23 protein-coding genes and 1 pseudogene are annotated in these 17,331 nt (G+C 69.7%); 11 read left to right on the top strand and 13 right to left on the bottom strand.

The annotated features are described in order from the left end of the window. Positions 1–65: 65 nt before the first annotated feature. The 3 genes from A6A29_RS05070 (at position 66) to A6A29_RS05080 (ending at position 3,270) form a co-directional block, all read left to right on the top strand. Positions 66–1,118, top strand: a complete 1,053-nt coding sequence (locus A6A29_RS05070; RefSeq protein ID WP_073718651.1) for a DUF2891 domain-containing protein — start codon at positions 66–68, stop codon at positions 1,116–1,118. 68 nt (positions 1,119–1,186) lie between these two features. After that, on the top strand, positions 1,187–1,885 hold the full coding sequence (locus A6A29_RS05075) for an HD domain-containing protein (RefSeq protein WP_073718652.1): 699 nt from the start codon (positions 1,187–1,189) through the stop codon (positions 1,883–1,885). 149 nt (positions 1,886–2,034) lie between these two features. Beyond that, complete coding sequence (locus A6A29_RS05080) at positions 2,035–3,270, top strand: Cmx/CmrA family chloramphenicol efflux MFS transporter (RefSeq protein ID WP_198953007.1); 1,236 nt, start codon at positions 2,035–2,037, stop codon at positions 3,268–3,270. Here the strand turns inward: A6A29_RS05080 and A6A29_RS05085 are convergent. The 8 genes from A6A29_RS05085 to A6A29_RS05120 all read right to left on the bottom strand — a co-directional run bounded on the left by A6A29_RS05085 (position 3,221) and on the right by A6A29_RS05120 (position 8,005). After that, positions 3,221–3,493, bottom strand: a complete 273-nt coding sequence (locus A6A29_RS05085) for a DUF4031 domain-containing protein (protein WP_073718654.1) — start codon at positions 3,491–3,493, stop codon at positions 3,221–3,223. The genes A6A29_RS05080 and A6A29_RS05085 overlap by 50 nt on opposite strands. Beyond that, a complete protein-coding gene (locus tag A6A29_RS05090) occupies positions 3,490–3,861 on the bottom strand; it encodes a hypothetical protein (RefSeq protein ID WP_073718655.1) in 372 nt (123 codons plus the stop codon). The genes A6A29_RS05085 and A6A29_RS05090 overlap by 4 nt, the downstream gene beginning before the upstream one ends. A 102-nt stretch (positions 3,862–3,963) precedes the next feature. Beyond that, the gene (locus A6A29_RS05095) at positions 3,964–4,656 is read right to left on the bottom strand and encodes a contact-dependent growth inhibition system immunity protein (protein ID WP_073718656.1); all 693 of its coding nucleotides are present in this window, start codon (positions 4,654–4,656) and stop codon (positions 3,964–3,966) included. 11 nt (positions 4,657–4,667) lie between these two features. Further along, the gene (locus tag A6A29_RS05100; RefSeq protein WP_073718657.1) at positions 4,668–4,967 is read right to left on the bottom strand and encodes an RNase A-like domain-containing protein; all 300 of its coding nucleotides are present in this window, start codon (positions 4,965–4,967) and stop codon (positions 4,668–4,670) included. A gap of 24 nt (positions 4,968–4,991) precedes the next feature. Further along, positions 4,992–5,570 (bottom strand): hypothetical protein, encoded by a 579-nt coding sequence (locus A6A29_RS05105; RefSeq protein ID WP_241838321.1) that lies wholly within the window; start codon positions 5,568–5,570, stop codon positions 4,992–4,994. An 8-nt stretch (positions 5,571–5,578) separates the two neighbouring features. Beyond that, positions 5,579–7,162: an RNase A-like domain-containing protein gene (locus A6A29_RS05110; protein WP_073718658.1), complete on the bottom strand. Its 1,584-nt coding sequence runs from the start codon at positions 7,160–7,162 to the stop codon at positions 5,579–5,581. 119 nt (positions 7,163–7,281) lie between these two features. After that, a complete protein-coding gene (locus A6A29_RS05115; protein ID WP_073718659.1) occupies positions 7,282–7,587 on the bottom strand; it encodes a WXG100 family type VII secretion target in 306 nt (101 codons plus the stop codon). A gap of 13 nt (positions 7,588–7,600) precedes the next feature. Beyond that, entirely contained in the window at positions 7,601–8,005 is a 405-nt protein-coding gene (locus tag A6A29_RS05120; protein ID WP_073718660.1) for a WXG100 family type VII secretion target, read from the bottom strand. Positions 8,006–8,325: 320 nt separating this feature from the next. Between A6A29_RS05120 and A6A29_RS05125 the strand changes: the two genes are divergently transcribed. Genes A6A29_RS05125 through A6A29_RS05135 form a run of 3 tightly spaced genes read left to right on the top strand, consistent with a single transcriptional unit; the run spans position 8,326 to position 11,853 of the window. Further along, complete coding sequence (locus A6A29_RS05125) at positions 8,326–9,243, top strand: MurR/RpiR family transcriptional regulator (RefSeq protein WP_073718661.1); 918 nt, start codon at positions 8,326–8,328, stop codon at positions 9,241–9,243. Positions 9,244–9,277: 34 nt separating this feature from the next. Then, entirely contained in the window at positions 9,278–10,243 is a 966-nt protein-coding gene (murQ, locus tag A6A29_RS05130) for an N-acetylmuramic acid 6-phosphate etherase (RefSeq protein ID WP_073718662.1), read from the top strand. Positions 10,244–10,290: 47 nt separating this feature from the next. Further along, complete coding sequence (locus A6A29_RS05135) at positions 10,291–11,853, top strand: PTS transporter subunit EIIC (protein WP_073718663.1); 1,563 nt, start codon at positions 10,291–10,293, stop codon at positions 11,851–11,853. An 89-nt stretch (positions 11,854–11,942) separates the two neighbouring features. On the opposite strand, the gene A6A29_RS05140 is transcribed toward A6A29_RS05135, so the two are convergent. Then, positions 11,943–12,560: a Uma2 family endonuclease gene (locus A6A29_RS05140; protein ID WP_073718664.1), complete on the bottom strand. Its 618-nt coding sequence runs from the start codon at positions 12,558–12,560 to the stop codon at positions 11,943–11,945. Between the two features lie 245 nt (positions 12,561–12,805). Between A6A29_RS05140 and A6A29_RS05145 the strand changes: the two genes are divergently transcribed. Both A6A29_RS05145 and A6A29_RS05150 read left to right on the top strand, forming a co-directional pair. Next, positions 12,806–12,976, top strand: a complete 171-nt coding sequence (locus A6A29_RS05145; RefSeq protein WP_073718665.1) for a hydrophobic protein — start codon at positions 12,806–12,808, stop codon at positions 12,974–12,976. A gap of 233 nt (positions 12,977–13,209) precedes the next feature. Next, positions 13,210–13,563: a PRC-barrel domain-containing protein gene (locus tag A6A29_RS05150; RefSeq protein WP_073718666.1), complete on the top strand. Its 354-nt coding sequence runs from the start codon at positions 13,210–13,212 to the stop codon at positions 13,561–13,563. A gap of 170 nt (positions 13,564–13,733) precedes the next feature. Here A6A29_RS05150 and A6A29_RS05155 read toward each other — a convergent pair whose 3' ends face one another. Genes A6A29_RS05155 through A6A29_RS05165 form a run of 3 tightly spaced genes read right to left on the bottom strand, consistent with a single transcriptional unit; the run spans position 13,734 to position 14,855 of the window. Next, positions 13,734–14,342 (bottom strand): hypothetical protein, encoded by a 609-nt coding sequence (locus tag A6A29_RS05155; protein ID WP_073719009.1) that lies wholly within the window; start codon positions 14,340–14,342, stop codon positions 13,734–13,736. Between the two features lie 44 nt (positions 14,343–14,386). After that, the gene (locus tag A6A29_RS05160) at positions 14,387–14,623 is read right to left on the bottom strand and encodes a hypothetical protein (protein WP_073718667.1); all 237 of its coding nucleotides are present in this window, start codon (positions 14,621–14,623) and stop codon (positions 14,387–14,389) included. After that, complete coding sequence (locus A6A29_RS05165) at positions 14,613–14,855, bottom strand: hypothetical protein (protein WP_073718668.1); 243 nt, start codon at positions 14,853–14,855, stop codon at positions 14,613–14,615. Before A6A29_RS05165 ends, A6A29_RS05160 begins: the two co-directional genes overlap by 11 nt. 234 nt (positions 14,856–15,089) lie before the next feature. Between A6A29_RS05165 and A6A29_RS05170 the strand changes: the two genes are divergently transcribed. Then, on the top strand, positions 15,090–15,392 hold the full coding sequence (locus tag A6A29_RS05170) for a DUF397 domain-containing protein (RefSeq protein WP_073718669.1): 303 nt from the start codon (positions 15,090–15,092) through the stop codon (positions 15,390–15,392). Between the two features lie 18 nt (positions 15,393–15,410). Here the strand turns inward: A6A29_RS05170 and A6A29_RS05175 are convergent, their stop codons facing one another. Next, positions 15,411–15,788, bottom strand: coding sequence for an FtsX-like permease family protein (locus A6A29_RS05175; RefSeq protein ID WP_241838351.1), 378 nt, complete (start codon positions 15,786–15,788; stop codon positions 15,411–15,413). A gap of 33 nt (positions 15,789–15,821) precedes the next feature. On the opposite strand from A6A29_RS05175, the pseudogene A6A29_RS05180 reads away from it, so the two are divergent. Continuing rightward, positions 15,822–16,145: pseudogene (locus A6A29_RS05180) on the top strand (response regulator transcription factor); the annotation flags it as partial. 318 nt (positions 16,146–16,463) lie between these two features. Beyond that, on the top strand, positions 16,464–17,279 hold the full coding sequence (locus A6A29_RS05185) for a hypothetical protein (RefSeq protein ID WP_107468151.1): 816 nt from the start codon (positions 16,464–16,466) through the stop codon (positions 17,277–17,279). The last annotated feature ends 52 nt before the right edge of the window (positions 17,280–17,331 follow it).

Below are 17,331 nucleotides of genomic sequence, written 5' to 3' on the forward strand. Positions count from 1 at the left end.
CACCCCCGGCCCACCCCCGCACACCCGTACCCTCACCCGCCCGCACCCCCTCTGGAGTGATCTCGATGCCCTCCGCGTCCCCCAGCCCGGTCCCCGCCCCGTTCCCCGCCCCGTACGCCGTCCCGTTCGCCGAACTCGCCCTCGCCAACGTCGTACGGGAATACCCCAACGCCCCGGCCCACCTGTACGCGGGCCCCGAGGAACTGGTCGCGCCGCGCACCCTGCATCCCGCGTTCTACGGGGGTTTCGACTGGCACTCCACGGTGCACATGCACTGGCTGCTCGTCCGCCTCCTGCGCCGCTTCCCGGCCGGCGGCGAGCTTCCGGCCACGCTCACCACCCGTATCCACGAAGTCCTGGACACCCACCTCACCCCGCAGAACCTCGCCGTGGAAGCGGACTACCTGCGCGGCCGGCCCCACTTCGAGCGCCCCTACGGCTGGGCGTGGCTCGTGGCGCTGGCCGCGGAGTGCCGTGTGCTCGGCACCCCCGACGGCGACCGCTGGGCCGACGCCCTGGCCCCCGCCGTGGACACGGTCGGCGACCTGCTCACCGGCTGGCTGCCCCGGGCGACGTACCCGATCCGGCACGGGGTCCACGGCAACAGCGCGTTCGGGCTGGGCCTGATCCTGGACGCGGGCGCGCGTGCCGGACTGGCCTCACCGGTCCTCGACGCGGTGGCGGACCGGATCCGCGACTGGTTCAGCGCCGACCACGACGCGCCCACCCACTGGGAGCCCTCCGGCCAGGACTTCCTCTCCCCGGCCCTGACCGAGGCGGACGCGGTGCGCAGGGTGCTGCCCGCCGAGGAGTTCCGCGGCTGGCTGGCCGCGTTCCTGCCGGATCTGGCCACCTCCTCGCTGCTCACCCCGCCCGTGGTCTCCGACCACGCGGACCCCTACATCTGCCATCTGCTGGGCCTCACCCTGAGCCGGGCGGCGGCTCTCCGGACGATCGCCGCGGCGCTGCCCGAGGGCCCGGAGCGCACGGCACTGACCGAGTCCGCCGAGGCGCACCTGACGGCGGGCCTCCCCACGGTGTCGTCGGGCGACTTCACGTCGGACCACTGGCTGGCCACGTTCGCCGCGCTGGCCCTGGACACCGCGCCGGGCCACTGACGGTCCGGCCGGCGCTCCACCCGGACCGCGCGGCCGATCCGCGCGGACGGGGGCTCTAGGGTCGGCCCATGACCGACACCACGCCCCCCGGACCCGACGACGACGGCGCCCGCACCGCCGCACTCCGCGACCGCTGGCGGGAGGCCCTCGTAGCCGCCCGGTCCGGGGCGCCGGGCCCCGATCCGCTGCCGTACGCCGACAATCTCCTGGCCCGCTGGGCGGAACCGCAGCGCCGGTACCACACGGCCGCCCACCTGGCGGCGGTCCTGGACCGCGTCGACACGCTGGCCGCCCATGCGGAGGACCCGGCGGCGGTACGGCTCGCCGCCTGGTTCCACGACGCGGTGTACCGCCCGGACCGCACGGAGAACGAGGAGCGCAGCGCCGCACTCGCCGAGCGCGCGCTGCCCGAGGCGGGCGTCCCGGCGCCCGTCACGGCGGAGGTCGCCCGGCTGGTCCGGCTGACGGTCACCCACGACCCGGCGGACGGCGACCGCAACGGCGAGGTGCTGTGCGACGCGGACCTGGCGATCCTGGCGGGCGGCCCGCAGGAGTACGGGGCGTACGCGGCACAGGTGCGCGAGGAGTACGGATTCGTGCCGGACGAGGCGTTCCGGGAGGGCCGGGCGGCGGTGCTGCGGCAGCTGCTGGAGCTGCCGCGCCTGTTCCGTACGCCGCACGGGGTGGCGGAGTGGGAGCCGAGGGCGCGGCAGAACCTGACGACGGAGCTGGACCTGCTGTCGTCGGCACGCGCGTCGGAGGAGTAGGACGGCGGGGAGGCGGCAGCTCGGGCCCGAGGACCGGGACAAACCGGGAGGCGACGGCCCGTGTCCGAGGAGTGGGACGGCCGGGAATGTAACGGGCATGATCCGTGTTGGGGCCTGTCATGCCCGACTCTGCCTCTCGCCGCACCCGTATGCCACTGGCCGTATACATCCTCGGCCTCTCGGTCTTCGCTCTCGGCACCAGTGAGTTCATGCTGTCCGGGCTGCTGCCGCCCATCGCCGACGACATGAACGTGTCCATTCCGCGCGCCGGACTCCTCATATCCGCCTTCGCGATCGGCATGGTGGTCGGCGCCCCGCTGCTCGCCGTGACCACGCTCCGGCTGCCGCGCAGGACGACGCTGATCACCCTGATCTCGGTCTTCGGCGTCGGTCAGATCGCGGGTGCGCTGGCTCCGACGTACGAGGTGCTCTTCGTCTCCCGGGTGGTCAGCGCGTTCGCGTGCGCGGGCTTCTGGGCGGTCGGGGCGTCGGTGGCCATCGCGATGGTGCCGGTGAACGCGCGGGCGCGGGCGATGGCGGTGATGATCGGCGGGCTGTCGATCGCGAACGTGCTGGGTGTGCCGCTGGGGGCGTTCCTCGGTGAGCACCTGGGCTGGCGGTCGGCGTTCTGGGCGGTGGGTGCGGCGTCCGCCGTGGCGCTGGTCGGGGTCGCGACGCGCATCCCGCACATCCCGCTGCCGGACCGGAAGCCGGAGCTGCGGCAGGAGCTGTCGATCTACCGGGACCGGCAGGTCTGGCTGTCCATCGTGATCACGGCGCTCGCGGCGGGCGGGGTTTTCTGCGCGTTCAGCTATCTCGCGCCGCTGCTGACGGATGTGGCGGGCCTGGACTCGGGCTGGGTGCCGTGGATCCTCGGCCTGTTCGGGATCGGTGCGCTGGTCGGTACGATGATCGGCGGCCGGGTCGCGGACGCGCACCTGTTCGGGGTGCTGCTGGGCGGTGTGACGGCGTCGACGGTGTTCCTGACGGCGCTGGCCCTGTTCGCCTCCAGCCAGATCGCGGTGATCGCGCTGGCCTTCCTCCTGGGCCTGTCGGCGTTCTTCACGGCGCCCGCGCTCAATGCCCGGATGTTCAACGTGGCGGGCGCGGCCCCGACGCTGGCCGGTGCGACGACGACCGCCGCGTTCAACCTGGGCAACACGAGCGGCCCGTGGCTGGGCGGCACGGTGATCGACGCGGACTTCGGCTACGCGGCCACGGCCTGGGCGGGCGCGGCGATGACGGTGCTGGCCCTGGCGGCGGTGGTCGTCTCGCTGCGGCTCCAGCGCGGCGGCGGTTCCCCGTCCCGCGAGGTGGCGAGGAGCGTGGTCCCCGCTACCCGGGAGCCGGCCGCCCCTTCGGTCTGCGCAGCCCCGCGGCAGTGAGACGCCGGACCAGCTCCTTGGAGCCGATCTCCCGCGCCCCGGCCCGCACCGCGTCCCCGTACCGGTCTTCCGGTATGTCGTAGTGGTCCCGCTCGAAGGCGCGCGGGGGGCAGCCGATCGCGGCGGCGAAGACGTGCAGTTCCTCGAAGGACACATCGCTGACCAGGTGCGACCAGAGCCGGCCGTGCCCCGGCCAGTCCGGCGGGTCGATGTAGACCGTCACCGCCGCAGCACCCCGCTCAGCGCCCCCACCGGCGCCACCCGCACGGTCGCCTTGGTGCACACCCAGTGCGGATCGGGCCCCAGCTCCGGCTCGACGTCCAGGGCATGCGGCCCGCCCTCGTCGACACACACGGGGCACAGCGGCCACCGCCCGTACCGCTCCAGCAGGGCGTCCTGCACATCCTGAGCGATCAGCCCGACGACGAACCCCGCCCCCTCGGGCCACTGCTCGACCCACCAGCGCCGGTGCGTCACCGCGTCCTCGACGAGCGAGACGATCTCGGCCTCGGCCACGTCTCCGGCGGCGAGATCGGCCATGACGAGCGCGCGGGCGGTGTGCAGTGCCTGCTCCAGGGGGTTCAGCTCCATACAGCCATTGTCCCCCCACGACGCGGTACGCCCGTGCCTCCGGCGGGTGGGGACGGGGCGGCGGGCCGGGGAGCCCGGTGCAGGTGGCGTCGTTACCCCATCTCACCCATCAGAACCGGGGTGCCCGTACTCCGCCCGGAAGCCCCCGAGCCGGTCCGCCACCAGCGCGAGCCAGGCGCCGGGTGTGTACGGAGCCTGCGGATCGACCTCCATCCCCAGCTCGGCCACGGCGAGGGCGTAGTCGGCCTCATCAAGGCGGAGGGCAAGCAGTTCGTGCAGTTCGCCGACGAGTCGGGCCACGAGCGTACGGTCCACCCTGCTGCCGTAGTCGTCGATGGCCGCATCGTGGTCGGCGAACTCGTCGGGCATGTCCTGCGAGAACCAGCCTCCGAGGAACTGGGCGAGTTCGGGAAAGCGCGCGTGCCATTCCCAGTGCGTCTCCGGTACGGCCGACGGAGGCGGGACTTCGCCTTCCTCGACGCTGTGCTTGATGTGGTCGGCGAGCAGGAAGAGCCAGCCCTGGATCTCGGACTCGGGCAGGCCCACATCCGGCACCGAATAGAACTCGCCGAGGCGCAGCCGCAGCCGGCCGGGGGGATTGCGCGCGTACTCCCGGATCTGCTGCTCAGCGACGGACAGGGCCCAGGGCCGGGCATGCCAGGTATGCCGCAGATACGCCTGGAGGGCGCGACTCGGCATCTCCGGGGCATCATCGGCGTTCTCACCGAGGTACGCGCCGGCAACCTGGTCCAACTCGCCGTAACGGCGGTCGAATTCGAGTGGCTTCATGGACACGCGGTCAGCCTCTACACGTAGATCGGAAAGGTGGCGAGCACAACGAAGCCGTGCGGGCTCGTCGGCTCACGTCTGAGCACCACCCGCGCGGCCCGCACATCGATGGGCTCGCGTCCGGCGAGCACCATGGCCTGCAACAGCACCCGGCCGACCGGCTCGGCCCGCGACGGCCAGGCGGCCTCGATGGCAAGACGGGGCCGGGTGCCCTGAGCCAGCCAGCGGTGGATGGCCTGTTCATTGGTGGTGACGACCTGCTGGGTGGCCCAGTGGGCGGTTTCCCTGTCAGGGTAGGTCGCGGAACGGGTGAGCACGGTGTCCTCGGTTCGGTGGGTGGTTCAGGTGGCGTCGAAGGACCAGAAGAGGCCGACCTCGTCGTCGGAGACGGCGATCAGACCGGCGTCCCAGTCGTACCGACTACATGGATTGACTCCTGTGATCGGAGAAAGATAAAAGTCCGGGTTTTCGCTCCCCCATCCGGTATTTGCATAGAACCGGGTCTCCAAGGAGAAGCGAGAAAGGACGACGCGAGCCCTGGATTCCATTTCCGGCCTACGGCGATCGAATTCCCACTCCCGCGAGACATCCAGCCAATTCGTCGCAAGCGTGACCAGTAGCCTTTCGATAGAAGTTCGCGGGAGTTCCTTCACACGCGAACGCCATAGCTTGACGTCCTCCGCCGTCGCCGGAGGCGGCGCAAAAGGGAACGTCGGGTCCTCTTGACGCTCCTCTTCATCGGCGTCCGGGTCGAGCGACGCCCATCCCCGAGGGTCTTGCGCGTTGCCCCGCATGATGGACGCGACGTCGTACCACCACTCTTCATGCTCACGCCGCGCAACGGCCACGAATGTATAGCGGTAGAACAGCTTGAGCGCGTCCGCCCACGCCGCCGCATCGACATCTGCTTCTGTCATCATCTACTCCATTATTTAGGCATCGACGTCACAACGACGAAGGGCGGATTGAGACTCGGATCCCACTTGAGTCGCGTCGCCACTCCGTACGCGTCCGCCACCGGCATTGCCTGACCGTCCGAAACCAACGAACTTCGACCAGTCACCGCATGGCCTGCGGATGGACCTTCGCTCGGCACCGATGCGACCTTGAAAACTTTTGACGGCGGATCTGGTGGCGGATCACTGAGCCAGTCCTGAATCTCCGACGTGTTCGAGCGGATACAGTATTGGGTATATTTCTGGGCCGAATTCATATCAGGGAAACTCGAAGCGGCGGGAATTTGAGGCTTGCCCGCCCCATTGGCCTGGTCCTCCAGACGCAGGAGCAGTTGACTGTCGGTCTTTCCCACATGCTTGTCGATCGTGTGCCCGCCAACGAGCTCTTCGTTCGTCGCCAGATCCAGCGAATACACATAAGGAACCTGGCTCTCGGGCCGCTGCCAACTGTGTTCCTTCTTGAACTCGTTGAGCGACCTGGCACCGTAGCCTTGAGCACGCGCCTGCTCCGCCTGGAACGTGGGTGCACTGCGCAGCGCAAAATCCAATTCCGGCTTGAGTTTTTTCAGCTCGCCAGCAGCTGCGTGGAACTGACGGTGATGATCCTCGACCGCTGCATTCATGCCGGTCTTGTCCATGTGGGACCGAAAAGTGATGACGATTTCAGCAAATGCCATCGTCGCCGCAAGTCGGGTCAACTCCATCAGGTCGAGGCCGACCGTCAGATCCTTTACCGTCGCGTCAGCCGCCTCCTTGGCATACTTCACCTTCAAGCCACGGTTCTTTTCGGCGAGATCGGCCAGCGGGTCCAGGATTCCCTGAACGGCATCCGCCGTCTTTCGCAGCACGTCAATGATGGGGCGACGCCCGGCGGGTGCCGTTCCGCGGCTGGTCTTCCAACTACGCCCCTGCGACGCCCGCTGCCCTTCTTCGTTGCGGGTGCGTCCCCATTCGGTGGTTCCCCAGATCGACTGACAGAACGCTCTCATCGCCCCCTGCCACTCGCTGTTCCCCTGGGGGTCGGTCAGGTACGCGATGGCGTCGGTCAGCTCCTCGGCGGACTTCGCCGCATCCTTGGCGATCTCCCGCCACGCGACCGCCATTCCTCGGAGTTCATCGTCCCTGGCACCCGGGGTGATCTCATGGACCTTACCGAGGCGGAGCCCATGCTCGATCGCCGGCCGGATGACGTCCGCGAGGAAGTCCGGGATCTCGCCGAGAATCCCCGATATCTGCCAGGAATCGGCGTCCTCGCCCGTACCCGTCCACTTGATTTCGTTGACCGGACCGTAGGGCGGGGTCTTGTTGATGACCACGGGCTCGGGCCGCTTCACCGGTGGAGCGCCCTTCCGCCCCCGAGCCTCCCAGTCGGCCTGGGCGTAGTTGTTCGCGGTGATGGTCAGGCCTACCGCCGCACCTCCGATGCTCACCACACCCCTCCCCCAGACCTCTAGGAACTTTCCCACCACCGCCATGTACTCGGCGGCAAAGGCTTCGGCACCCGACCCGGCCCCTGCCGACTGGCTGTACTTGTTCAGGGCGTCGACCAACTTCACACCGCGCTGATCGTGGGCATCCTGTCCGTCCCGCACCAGCTCCGAAGCGTGGTAGACGTGTGGGGGCTGGATGTCGAAGCCTCCACCCTGCGAGGGCGGTGGCGGCGGCGGACCTGCCATCAGGCGGCCCCCCAGCCGCGCAGTACGGCCTGGTGAGCTGCCGCGTAGTTGATATGGCCGGCGACCACCACCTCTTGAAGCCAGGCCTGGGCCGCCTCCAGGTCCTGCGCCGAGTGATCCCACTTGTCGAGTTCATCGACAAACGCCTGGCGGGCCTCGCCCTCCCACGTCAGGACCACCTGCTCCACCCGGGGGTAGAGCAGGTCCAGCTTCTCGTTGAGTTTCTTGAGTATGTCCTCAAGATCAGCCGAGAGGTTTCGCAAAGTCGCAAAATCGACGGCTATGGAATCGTCGTCCGATGGCATGTGTCCCCCGATGTCACAGGTCGCTGATACGGCTGCGCGGCGTCGCTCCTGTTTGCACCCCGCCGTTCTGGTTCGGTGTGGAGAGCGCGTTCGCCTCTGCGGCCACGTCGACGGCGTTCTGCATCCGCCGGAATTGGCCCATGATCTCCAGCTCCTGTTCCGTGAAGCCGTCCCGGCTCAGGCGCACGGCCTGTTCCAGGATCTTCATGACACCCCTGATCCGCACAGCGTCTTCCGCGGCGCCCCTATGGAGCGCCCTGTACGCCTTGGCTGCGGGGCCACGCCAGCCCGCCTCGATCACATCGACGATCTCGTCCATGCGTTTTACCTGTTTGGTCAGGTATTCCTGCATTTCGTCGAGATCGTCGGCCAGGTCGGTCAATCGGTGATCGACCACCCGGAGGCTCTGCCCGTCCACCGGATTCCCCCATCCGTCAGCCCATTAAGGCCCATTCGCCACGGGCCGTGCGACCAAATTAACAACTCATACCCGGGCGCATCCCGCCAGGTCCCGCACATTTCGCCACGTATATTCCCGGCACCGCCCGCCACCGAAAAGAATCGGCCCGGATTCATCGGAAATCGCGCCACCCACGCGCCCGCCCCAGCCGCCCGACGGGGCCGATGGGGCCGATGGAGCCGACGGAGCTACCCGCCCACCCCCGTGACCAAGGACCCTCCAGAGGTAGGGACCAAAGGGGGCTTGACGGACCGCAGGGCTGAAAATATCTTTCAAGAGTGACCAATGACGTGAAGGAAATTTTCAGCGGCGACTCCCCGCCCGCTCCCGCGGCCCTCGCCGCCAAGGTCCGGACCCTTGCGCCCTCCATGACCCGCTCCATGCAGCGCGTCGCCGAAGCCGTCGCGGGGGACCCGGCCGGATGCGCCGCCCTCACCGTCACCGGTCTCGCCGAGCTCACCGGCACAAGCGAGGCCACCGTGGTCCGCACCGCCCGGCTCCTGGGCTATCCCGGCTACCGGGACCTGCGCCTGGCGCTCGCCGGGCTCGCCGCGCATCAGGAGTCCGGCCGGGCGCCCGCCGTCACCGCTGACATCGCCGTCGACGACCCGATCGCGGACGTGGTCGCCAAGCTCGCCTACGACGAGCAGCAGACCCTCGCCGACACCGCCGCCGGGCTGGACACCGTGCAGCTCGGGGCCGCCGTCACCGCCGCGTCGACCGCCCGCCGCATCGACATCTACGGCGCCGGGGCCTCCTCCCTCGTCGGCCAGGACCTGGCGCAGAAGCTGCTCCGGATCGGGCTGATCGCGCACGCCCACATGGACCCGCACCTCGCGGTGACCAACGCCGTGCAGCTCCGTTCCGGTGACGTGGCCATCGCCATCACGCACTCCGGGTCGACCAGTGACGTCATCGAACCGCTCCGGGTCGCCTTCGACCACGGGGCGACGACCGTCGCGATCACCGGCCGGCCGGACGGCGCCGTCACGCAGTACGCGGACCATGTGCTGACCACGTCCACCGCCCGCGAGAGCGAGCTGCGGCCGGCCGCCATGTCGAGCCGTACGAGCCAGCTCCTCGTCGTGGACTGCCTGTTCATAGGGGTGGCCCAGCGGACGTACGAGACGGCCGCCCCGGCACTCGCCGCGTCCTACGAGGCGCTCGCCCACCGCCACAACCCCCGCACCCGCTGAACCGTACGAGACCGAGAAAGCAGAGCCGCTCTCCATGACCTCCACCACCGACGCCAACACCGACGCCAACACCGGCGGCTACGGTGAGCTGCGCGCCCAGCTGGCCACTCTCACCACCGAGGCATTCCGACCCGAGCTCGCCGAGATCGACCAGCTCCCCACGCAGGAACTGGCGCGCATCATGAACGGCGAGGACAACAGCGTCCCCGCCGCCGTCGCCGCGCGGCTGCCGGAGATCTCGGCCGCGATCGACGCCACCGCCGAGCGCATGGCACGCGGCGGCCGGCTGATCTACGCGGGCGCGGGCACCGCCGGCCGCCTCGGGGTCCTGGACGCCAGCGAGTGCCCGCCCACCTTCAACACCGACCCGTCCGAGGTCATCGGCCTGATCGCGGGCGGCCCGTCCGCCATGGTCAAGGCCGTCGAAGGTGCCGAGGACAGCAAGGAGCTGGCCGCCGCCGACCTGGACGCGCTGAAGCTGACCGCCGACGACACGGTGGTCGGCATCTCCGCCTCCGGCCGCACCCCGTACGCCATCGGCGCCGTCGAGCACGCCCGCGCCCTGGGCGCCCTGACCATCGGCCTCTCCTGCAACGCGGACTCGGCGCTCGCCGCCGCCGCCGAGCACGGCCTGGAGGTCGTCGTCGGCCCCGAACTGCTCACCGGCTCCACCCGCCTCAAGGCCGGTACGGCGCAGAAGCTCGTCCTCAACATGATCTCGACGATCACGATGATCCGGCTCGGCAAGACGTACGGGAATCTGATGGTCGACGTCCGCGCCTCCAACGAGAAGCTGCGGGCCCGCTCCCGCCGCATCGTCTCGCTGGCCACCGGGGCCTCCGACGCCGAGATCGAGGCCGCGCTCGCCGCCACCGACGGCGAGGTGAAGAACGCGATCCTCACCATCCTCGGCCGGGTCGACGGACCCACCGCCGCCACGCTCCTGACCGACTCCGACGGACACCTCCGCGCCGCCCTCGCGGCCGTACGCACCACCTGACCCACCGGCACCACTCCCGCACCCCCGCACAGCAAGGCACCACGCACATGGCCACAGAAGACAAGAACCGCGCCACTGCCGCCGCGATCCTGCCGCTCGTCGGTGGCGCCGCGAACGTCAGCTCCATCGCCCACTGCATGACCCGGCTCCGCCTCGGTCTGCACGACCGTTCCCTCGTCGACGACGAGGCCCTGAAGGCCGTCCCCGCCGTCATGGGCGTGGTCGATGACGACACGTACCAGATCGTCCTCGGCCCCGGTACGGTCGCCCGCGTCACGCCGGAGTTCGAGAAGCTGGTCGAGGAGGGCCGGGCCGCCGCTCCGGAGCCCGCCCCCGCGACCGGCCCCGTCTCCGCCGACGAACTGGCCGCGCAGGGCGCCGCGATCAAGGCGCAGCAGAAGGCGAAGAACGCCACCCCGTTCAAGCTGTTCCTGCGGAAGATCGCGAACATCTTCGTCCCGCTGATCCCGGCCCTCATCGGCTGCGGCATCATCGCGGGCCTCAACGGCCTGCTGGTCAACCTGGAGTGGCTGCCCTCCGTCACCCCCGCACTCGCCGCGATGGCCTCCGGCTTCATGGCGCTGATCGCGGTGTTCGTCGGCTACAACACGGCGAAGGAGTTCGGCGGTACGCCGATCCTCGGCGGCGCGGTCGCGGCGATCATCGTCTTCCCGGGCGTCGCGAACATCGACGCGTTCGGCCAGACCCTCTCCCCCGGACAGGGCGGTGTGCTCGGCGCGCTGGGCGCGGCGGTGCTCGCGGTGTACGTGGAGAAGTGGTGCCGCCGCTGGGTGCCCGAGGCCCTGGACGTCCTGGTCACCCCGACCCTGACGGTCCTGATCTCCGGCCTGGTGACCATCTTCGGCCTGATGTACGTGGCCGGTGAGGTCTCCTCCGCCATCGGTACGTTCGCCGACTGGCTGCTGTCCAACGGCGGTGCGGGCGCGGGCTTCGTCCTCGGCGGGCTCTTCCTCCCACTGGTGATGCTGGGTCTGCACCAGGCCCTGATCCCGATCCACACCACGCTGATCGAGCAGCAGGGCTACACGGTCCTGCTCCCGATCCTCGCGATGGCCGGCGCGGGCCAGGTCGGCGCGGCGGCGGCCGTCTACTTCCGCCTCCCGCGCAACGAGTCGATCCGCCGCACCATCAAGTCCGCCCTCCCCGCAGGTCTGCTGGGCGTCGGCGAACCCCTGATCTACGGTGTCTCGCTGCCGCTGGGCCGCCCCTTCATCACGGCGTGCGTCGGCGGCGCGTTCGGCGCGGGCTTCGTGGGTCTGTTCAACCAACTCGGCGACACGGTCGGCTCCACGGCCATCGGCCCGTCCGGCTGGGCCCTGTTCCCGCTGCTCGACGGCAACCACGGCCTGGGCTCGACGATCGCCATCTACGCGGGCGGCCTGCTCGTCGGCTATGTCGCCGGGTTCCTCGCCACGTACTTCTTCGGCTTCAGCAAGGACCTGCTGACGGAGTTCAACGTCTCCCAGGAGCCCGCCCCCTCCGCGGTCACCGCCACGGGCGGCCACCCTGCGGCAGCACCGGGATCGGCCCCCGGTTCCGGCCCCGAAACCGGCCCCGGCTCCCCCGCGAAGGAACCTGCGGGGGTCTGACCGCCCTTCGTACGGCAACGGCTACGGCACCGGGTCATGGGCAGCACTGCACATGACCCGGTGCCGTAGCCGTCGGTGGCGCCGTGCGGTTACGGAGTGACGGGGCCCGGGAACTCCGAGGTCGGCAGCGACACAGCGAAGGGCGCGGGGAGCACGAGAGTCTTTCCGAACGGCACCGGGTCGGACCGCTTGTACGTACCGTCCTCGTTCGGCTCGGTGAACAGCGTGGCCATCGGGCCCCGCATGTCGAACCTGTCGATCAGCAGGTACGCCGGAACACCGGCGCGCGCGTAGGCGCGGTACTTCTTCGTCCGGTCCTCCCGCGCGTTCCCCTTGGAGGTGATCTCCACGATGAGCAGGGCTTCCGAGGCGTCGAGCGGGTCGCTGGTCTCCGGGTCTGCCGCCGCGATCAGCTCGGTCGGCATGACCACGAGATCCGGCACATACAACTTGTCGAGCGGGGCGACGTGGACGCCGAGAGTCTGGTAGATGCCCAGTTCCTCCGGAATCCCCCGGTACAGACAACGCTGCACCGCCTCGGCAATGCCGTTGTGGTGTGCATGTGGCGGTGGTACCAAGACGATCTGCCCCTCGTCGATCTCGGCGCGCCATCCCTCGGGCACGTCCAGTTCACGCCATGTCTGCAACAGGTAGTCCCACGCGCGCCCTTCGGATGCCTGGTCGTTCTCGACCAACGCTGCGGTCATCGCGGGTCCCTTCTTCCGTGGCCTTACGGGGGGAGAGTAGATCGAAGATTTCACGGCAGTCCGTCGTTCCCACCAGCGTCCCACGAACGGGTGGCGACCGGCGAGAGGTGCCGTCCCGCAAGGTTCACGCGTCACCGCCCGCATCCCCTCGCGCGGTAATCGCGACGGTGCCCCGGAAACTTATTTCGCCCATGGTGTGTAGGGATTTCATTCACGGGCACCAGATGCATCGGAGGTTGATACATATGGTTCCCCTGCTACTCGTTCTTCTGCTCGCCCTGATCCTTTTCGGTGCCGGTTTCGCACTCAAGGCACTGTGGTGGATCGCCATCATCGTGCTGGCGATATGGCTGATAGGTTTCTTCGTCCGTCCGACCGCGAGCGGCGGCGGGCGCGGCCGGTGGTACCGCTGGTAGCCGCGCCTGACCAGCACGGACAGTCTCGGCGCAGACCTCAGCGCAGATGACGAGTGGGCCCGGACGGATCTCCGTCCGGGCCCACTCGCGTTCCGCGTTCCCCCGGACATAGAAACCGAAGAAATCACGCATGAGGTCCGCAGACCCGGGCACCCGATAAACCGAGAGCCGCTCACCACCATTTCGGTGGGGGCCCTCACGCCGAATTGGACCGTCTGGAAAGGAGCCTTTTCATGAGCGACAACCTGTGGGGTTACCGGCCTTCGAGCGGTCACACCGCCGGAGCGGATCTGACCGGATATACGGTCGAGGCGACCGACGGCAGCATCGGCAAGGTCGACAAGCACTCGGACGATGTCGGCTCGGCCTGTCTCGTGGTCGACACCGGGATATGGATCTTCGGCAAGGAAGTCCTGCTGCCCGCGGGCACGGTCACGCACATAGACACGGAGGACCGGAAGGTCTTCGTGGAGCTGACCAAGGACCAGGTCAAGGACTCACCGGAGTTCGACCGGCACAAGCACATGGGTGACCCCGGCTATCACGCGCAGGTCGGCGGCTACTACGGCGCCTTCCGCATCATGTGATCCCTCGCGCCACCAGGAGGCGGCGGGCCCGACCCTGAAGAAGGGCCGGCCCCGCCGTCCGGCATGTCGGCCTCCCCGGCGCGTCGCCGTCCGGCATGTCGGCTCCCCGCACGTCGACCCCGCCCGCGCCCGCCGCCCGCCCTCGCCGACCGCCCTCGCCGACCGCCCCGTCAGCTGACCAGGTCCGACCAGAAGGGCACGCTCGGCGGAACGTCCGAGGCGTCGCCCTCCGCCGCCTCCCACCCCACGAACTCGCGTTCCACGTAGTCCCGCAGGTCACGCCCGTAGCAAATGGTGTCCGCGCCGTGCACCGACAGGACGGGGTGCCCGAACGTCCCCCGGCCCGGCGGAAGGTACCGGTGCGAGTACACCGGAATCAGCTGCGGGACCGAGGCCAGTTCGTCCCGCGCGACGATCACGGCCAGATCCGTGTCCGACGGCCGGGGCCCCCACGCCTCCCCGGGCCACCACCCGTGCTCGACCGAGAACAGCAGCCCCTCGACCGGCCAGGACAGCCGCCCTCGAATTTCCGCAGGATCACCGTCCCGCCAGTCCACCCAGGGCTGACGCCGGGACGCGCCCTCCTCCGGAGGGGACACGGACCCGACGGGCAGACCGGCGGCGAGGAAGGCGCGGTGGTCGTCGGCGAACTCGATTCCGTACTCCGCCTCGATGCGGCCGAACTCCCCTTCGCTCAGCCCCGGCCGCATCACGCAGTCGCCGATCTCCGCCAGGCGGCGCGCTGCCCGCGCACCCGCCCGCTGTCCCGCACCGGTCATCACCTCAGCAGCCTAACGACCACCGCGCCACCGTCGATCCGTCCTCAACGCGGCAGCTGCCCCTCCCGGTTGATCTCGGTCACCCGGGCCCGCAGGACCGCGCCCGGCGGGGCCGGTTCGACGGCCTCCGGCGGACAGTCCCACTCCGGTCCGCCGCCCGGCGGCCGCAGTTGTACGTACGGCCCGACCCGGCCCATCACCCGGCCGACCCGCCCGTCCCGGACGTCCACCGCGTACGACCCCGGCTCGGGCATACACGCGTCAAGCCCCTCACCCGTCATGACCGCTCTCCTTGTCCGCCAGCACCTGGCACAGCCGCAGCGCGGTGTCGAGGTTGCACCGGCCCAGGTCGACCAGTGGCGCCGGTTCGTTCCCGGCGCACGACACGGGATCGATCCGCAGCGACGGCAGCCTGACACCGACCCCGCCGAGACCGTCCTTCAGCCGCGCCACCACGTCCTCCGCCATCCGCACTCTCTCCGCCGCCGCTTTGCGCCGCTCTGTCGCTTCCATGCTGCACACCTTCCACGCTGAGTGAGGGAAATGCCTACCCAGCGTGTCCAACGCGCAGCTGCCCCGGAAGAGGCGCAGTTCCGGCAAACGCGCATGTGTCACAGCCAGTTGCCATGAGGCCGAGCCATCACCCGGGGAATGCCGTACGAACTGGCCTACGATCCAAAGGTGGCCGACACCATCCCGGCGGCCGCGTCCTGGCCCTGATCGCGCCGGCGGCAAAGGATGACGACGATGAAACCCAGCAGCTCCGACCACGATCTGTCCACGGCGACCTGGCACAAGTCCTCGTACTGCGGGGCAAGCGGTGGGAACTGCCTCGAAGTCGGCGTCTGGCTGCCGTCCCCGCGCGGCGACGGCGAGAACGCCGGCGAGGGCCAGAACGCGAGCCACGGCGAGAACGCGGGCGACGTCGACGGCCCAGACGCCCTCCCCCGCCTCGTCCCCGTACGCGACTCCAAGAGGGCCGACGGCCCGGCGATCCTGTTCCGGGCCGGTGCCTGGGAGCCCTTCCTCGGCGGCCTCAAGCACACCTGACGGCCGGCCCCGGGTGATCTACTCGGTGTGCAGCACCGAGGCGACGGTCGTCCGGGCCGCCGACCGGGCCGGGACCAGGGCGCCGAGCACGGCGATCGCCACACCCGCCAGGAGCATCGCGGCCGGCTGCGGCGCGTGCCACACGTCCTTCATGGACGCGGGGAATCCGACCACCCCGACGTGGTCCACGACCAGGCGGTGCGCCACGATCCCGAGCGGGATGCCGAGCAGCCCGCCGACCCCGCCGCGCCCGGCGACCGAGGTCACCGTCATCATCACCACCTGCCGGGGAGTCATCCCGATCGACTTGAGCATGCCCAGGTCCCGGCGCCGCTCGCGGGTGTTCAGCAGGACGGTGTTGAGGACACCGAGCGACGCGACGAGAGTCAGCAGCACCGTGAACACCGTCGAGAAGGTGACGACGGTGGTGGTGACGCCCTGCTCGCGCCCTCGATCACCCGCCGTCTGGTGGAGCGCTTCGCCCCCGGCGCCCGCGGAACCGGTCCGGGCCCCGCGGCTCCGGCCGTCCACCGGGACCTGGCGGCACTGACGCCACGCGAGCGCGAGGTACTGACGCTCATGGGCCGGGGCCTCTCCCATACGGAACTGGCGCGGGAACTGACGCTGAGTGAGGCGACGGTGAAGACCCACGTCGCCCGGATCTTCGCCAAACTCGCCCTGCGTGACCGGGCCCAGGCCGTCGTCCTCGCCTACGAGACAGGACTCGTCTCGCCGGGGGATCCGCTGACATGACGCGGCCTCCCGAAGCTCAAGCAGCGAGATCCGAGCGCTCTTCACAGTGATGGGGTGGATGGGTCAGTTGTCCCACCCACCCACCCTGCCTGCGAAGTTGACCATTTGTGACCGGTTTGCCACGGACGGTTGTCACGCTCTAGCGTGCGTCACAGACAACGGAAAATGGACGACCCCCGCCGGTGCAACGAACACCGAACGAGGGTCTGGCCCACTAGATCGAAAGAGAGTCGATCCATGGTTGCTGAACAGCTTAGTGCTGCCCCTGCTTCCCCGCACGTAGTGCCGCCCGCCGCACCGCCCGCCGCGCCCCACCCGATGGCGAATCCGGGCTATGGCAAGCGCTCGGCTCCGTACCAACGGCCGCGTACCGAACGGGACTTCGCACACCTCCTCCCCCGTGACGCCGCCATCGCCGCCTACATCGACCGGCTGCCGGACGGCTCCGACATCTCCGTGAAGACGCTGGCCAAGACGCTCCCGTACGGACAGTGCGCCATGCGCACCTCGCTCAACCGGCTCCAGGACGCGGGGCACCTGCGCCGGGGCAGTGAGTGCGTCGCCACCGAGGACGTCCTGCTGTGGGTGACGCGGTCGTTCTTCTCCCGTACCGCACGCGACGACGTCTGGTGGGCGGCGTTCACGCGTGGCGACGTACCGCAGGAGCAGCAACGGCCCACCCGCTCACGGGCGTTCATCCTGCTGGCGGCGCTGGGGCGCACGGTACCCGCGCTGTCCCTGTCCGCCGCCGACTGCGTGAACCTGGAACCGCAGGTCAGCGAGTGGTTCGAGCGGGGCGCCACCGAGGCGGAACTGCTGCACGCCCTCACCTCCGGCCTCCCCAGCCCCGTCCACCACGCCGCGTCCCTGGTCCGCCGCCGCCTCACCGACAAGATGCCGCCCGAGCGGATCACCCCGGTCCACCGCACGGTCCTGCGGAGCCTCGAATGCGGCGAGTGCCGCCGTCCCGGCACCCCCGAAACCCTTCTCGGCGGCCGCTGCAAACCCTGTCGCGGCGCCGCACCCGACAACGACTTCGGCCCGCCCGGGGCCGTACAGGCACCAGGTGTCCGCGACCGCATGAGCGAGGTGCGCGCGGCGGTGGTCCCCCGATCGGAAAGGACATACCGATGACCGTGCAGCTCATCCGCGGCAGAAGCGGGGCACGATGGCAGGGAGGAGGCGA

This window comes from Streptomyces sp. TSRI0281 (assembly GCF_001905125.1).
Taxonomy (GTDB): domain Bacteria; phylum Actinomycetota; class Actinomycetes; order Streptomycetales; family Streptomycetaceae; genus Streptomyces.

Bases quoted from the DNA above. Each gene is read 5' to 3' on its own strand.
- A6A29_RS05070 (WP_073718651.1), top strand. From the start codon at position 66: ATGCCCTCCGCGTCCCCCAGCCCGGTCCCCGCCCCGTTCCCCGCCCCG.
- A6A29_RS05075 (WP_073718652.1), top strand. From the start codon at position 1,187: ATGACCGACACCACGCCCCCCGGACCCGACGACGACGGCGCCCGCACC.
- A6A29_RS05080 (WP_198953007.1), top strand. From the start codon at position 2,035: ATGCCACTGGCCGTATACATCCTCGGCCTCTCGGTCTTCGCTCTCGGC.
- A6A29_RS05090 (WP_073718655.1), bottom strand. From the start codon at position 3,861: ATGGAGCTGAACCCCCTGGAGCAGGCACTGCACACCGCCCGCGCGCTC.
- A6A29_RS05105 (WP_241838321.1), bottom strand. From the start codon at position 5,570: ATGATGACAGAAGCAGATGTCGATGCGGCGGCGTGGGCGGACGCGCTC.
- A6A29_RS05115 (WP_073718659.1), bottom strand. From the start codon at position 7,587: ATGCCATCGGACGACGATTCCATAGCCGTCGATTTTGCGACTTTGCGA.
- murQ (WP_073718662.1), top strand. From the start codon at position 9,278: ATGACCTCCACCACCGACGCCAACACCGACGCCAACACCGGCGGCTAC.
- A6A29_RS05135 (WP_073718663.1), top strand. From the start codon at position 10,291: ATGGCCACAGAAGACAAGAACCGCGCCACTGCCGCCGCGATCCTGCCG.
- A6A29_RS05140 (WP_073718664.1), bottom strand. From the start codon at position 12,560: ATGACCGCAGCGTTGGTCGAGAACGACCAGGCATCCGAAGGGCGCGCG.
- A6A29_RS05145 (WP_073718665.1), top strand. From the start codon at position 12,806: ATGGTTCCCCTGCTACTCGTTCTTCTGCTCGCCCTGATCCTTTTCGGT.
- A6A29_RS05150 (WP_073718666.1), top strand. From the start codon at position 13,210: ATGAGCGACAACCTGTGGGGTTACCGGCCTTCGAGCGGTCACACCGCC.
- A6A29_RS05155 (WP_073719009.1), bottom strand. From the start codon at position 14,342: ATGACCGGTGCGGGACAGCGGGCGGGTGCGCGGGCAGCGCGCCGCCTG.
- A6A29_RS05160 (WP_073718667.1), bottom strand. From the start codon at position 14,623: ATGACGGGTGAGGGGCTTGACGCGTGTATGCCCGAGCCGGGGTCGTAC.
- A6A29_RS05165 (WP_073718668.1), bottom strand. From the start codon at position 14,855: ATGGAAGCGACAGAGCGGCGCAAAGCGGCGGCGGAGAGAGTGCGGATG.
- A6A29_RS05170 (WP_073718669.1), top strand. From the start codon at position 15,090: ATGAAACCCAGCAGCTCCGACCACGATCTGTCCACGGCGACCTGGCAC.
- A6A29_RS05185 (WP_107468151.1), top strand. From the start codon at position 16,464: ATGGCGAATCCGGGCTATGGCAAGCGCTCGGCTCCGTACCAACGGCCG.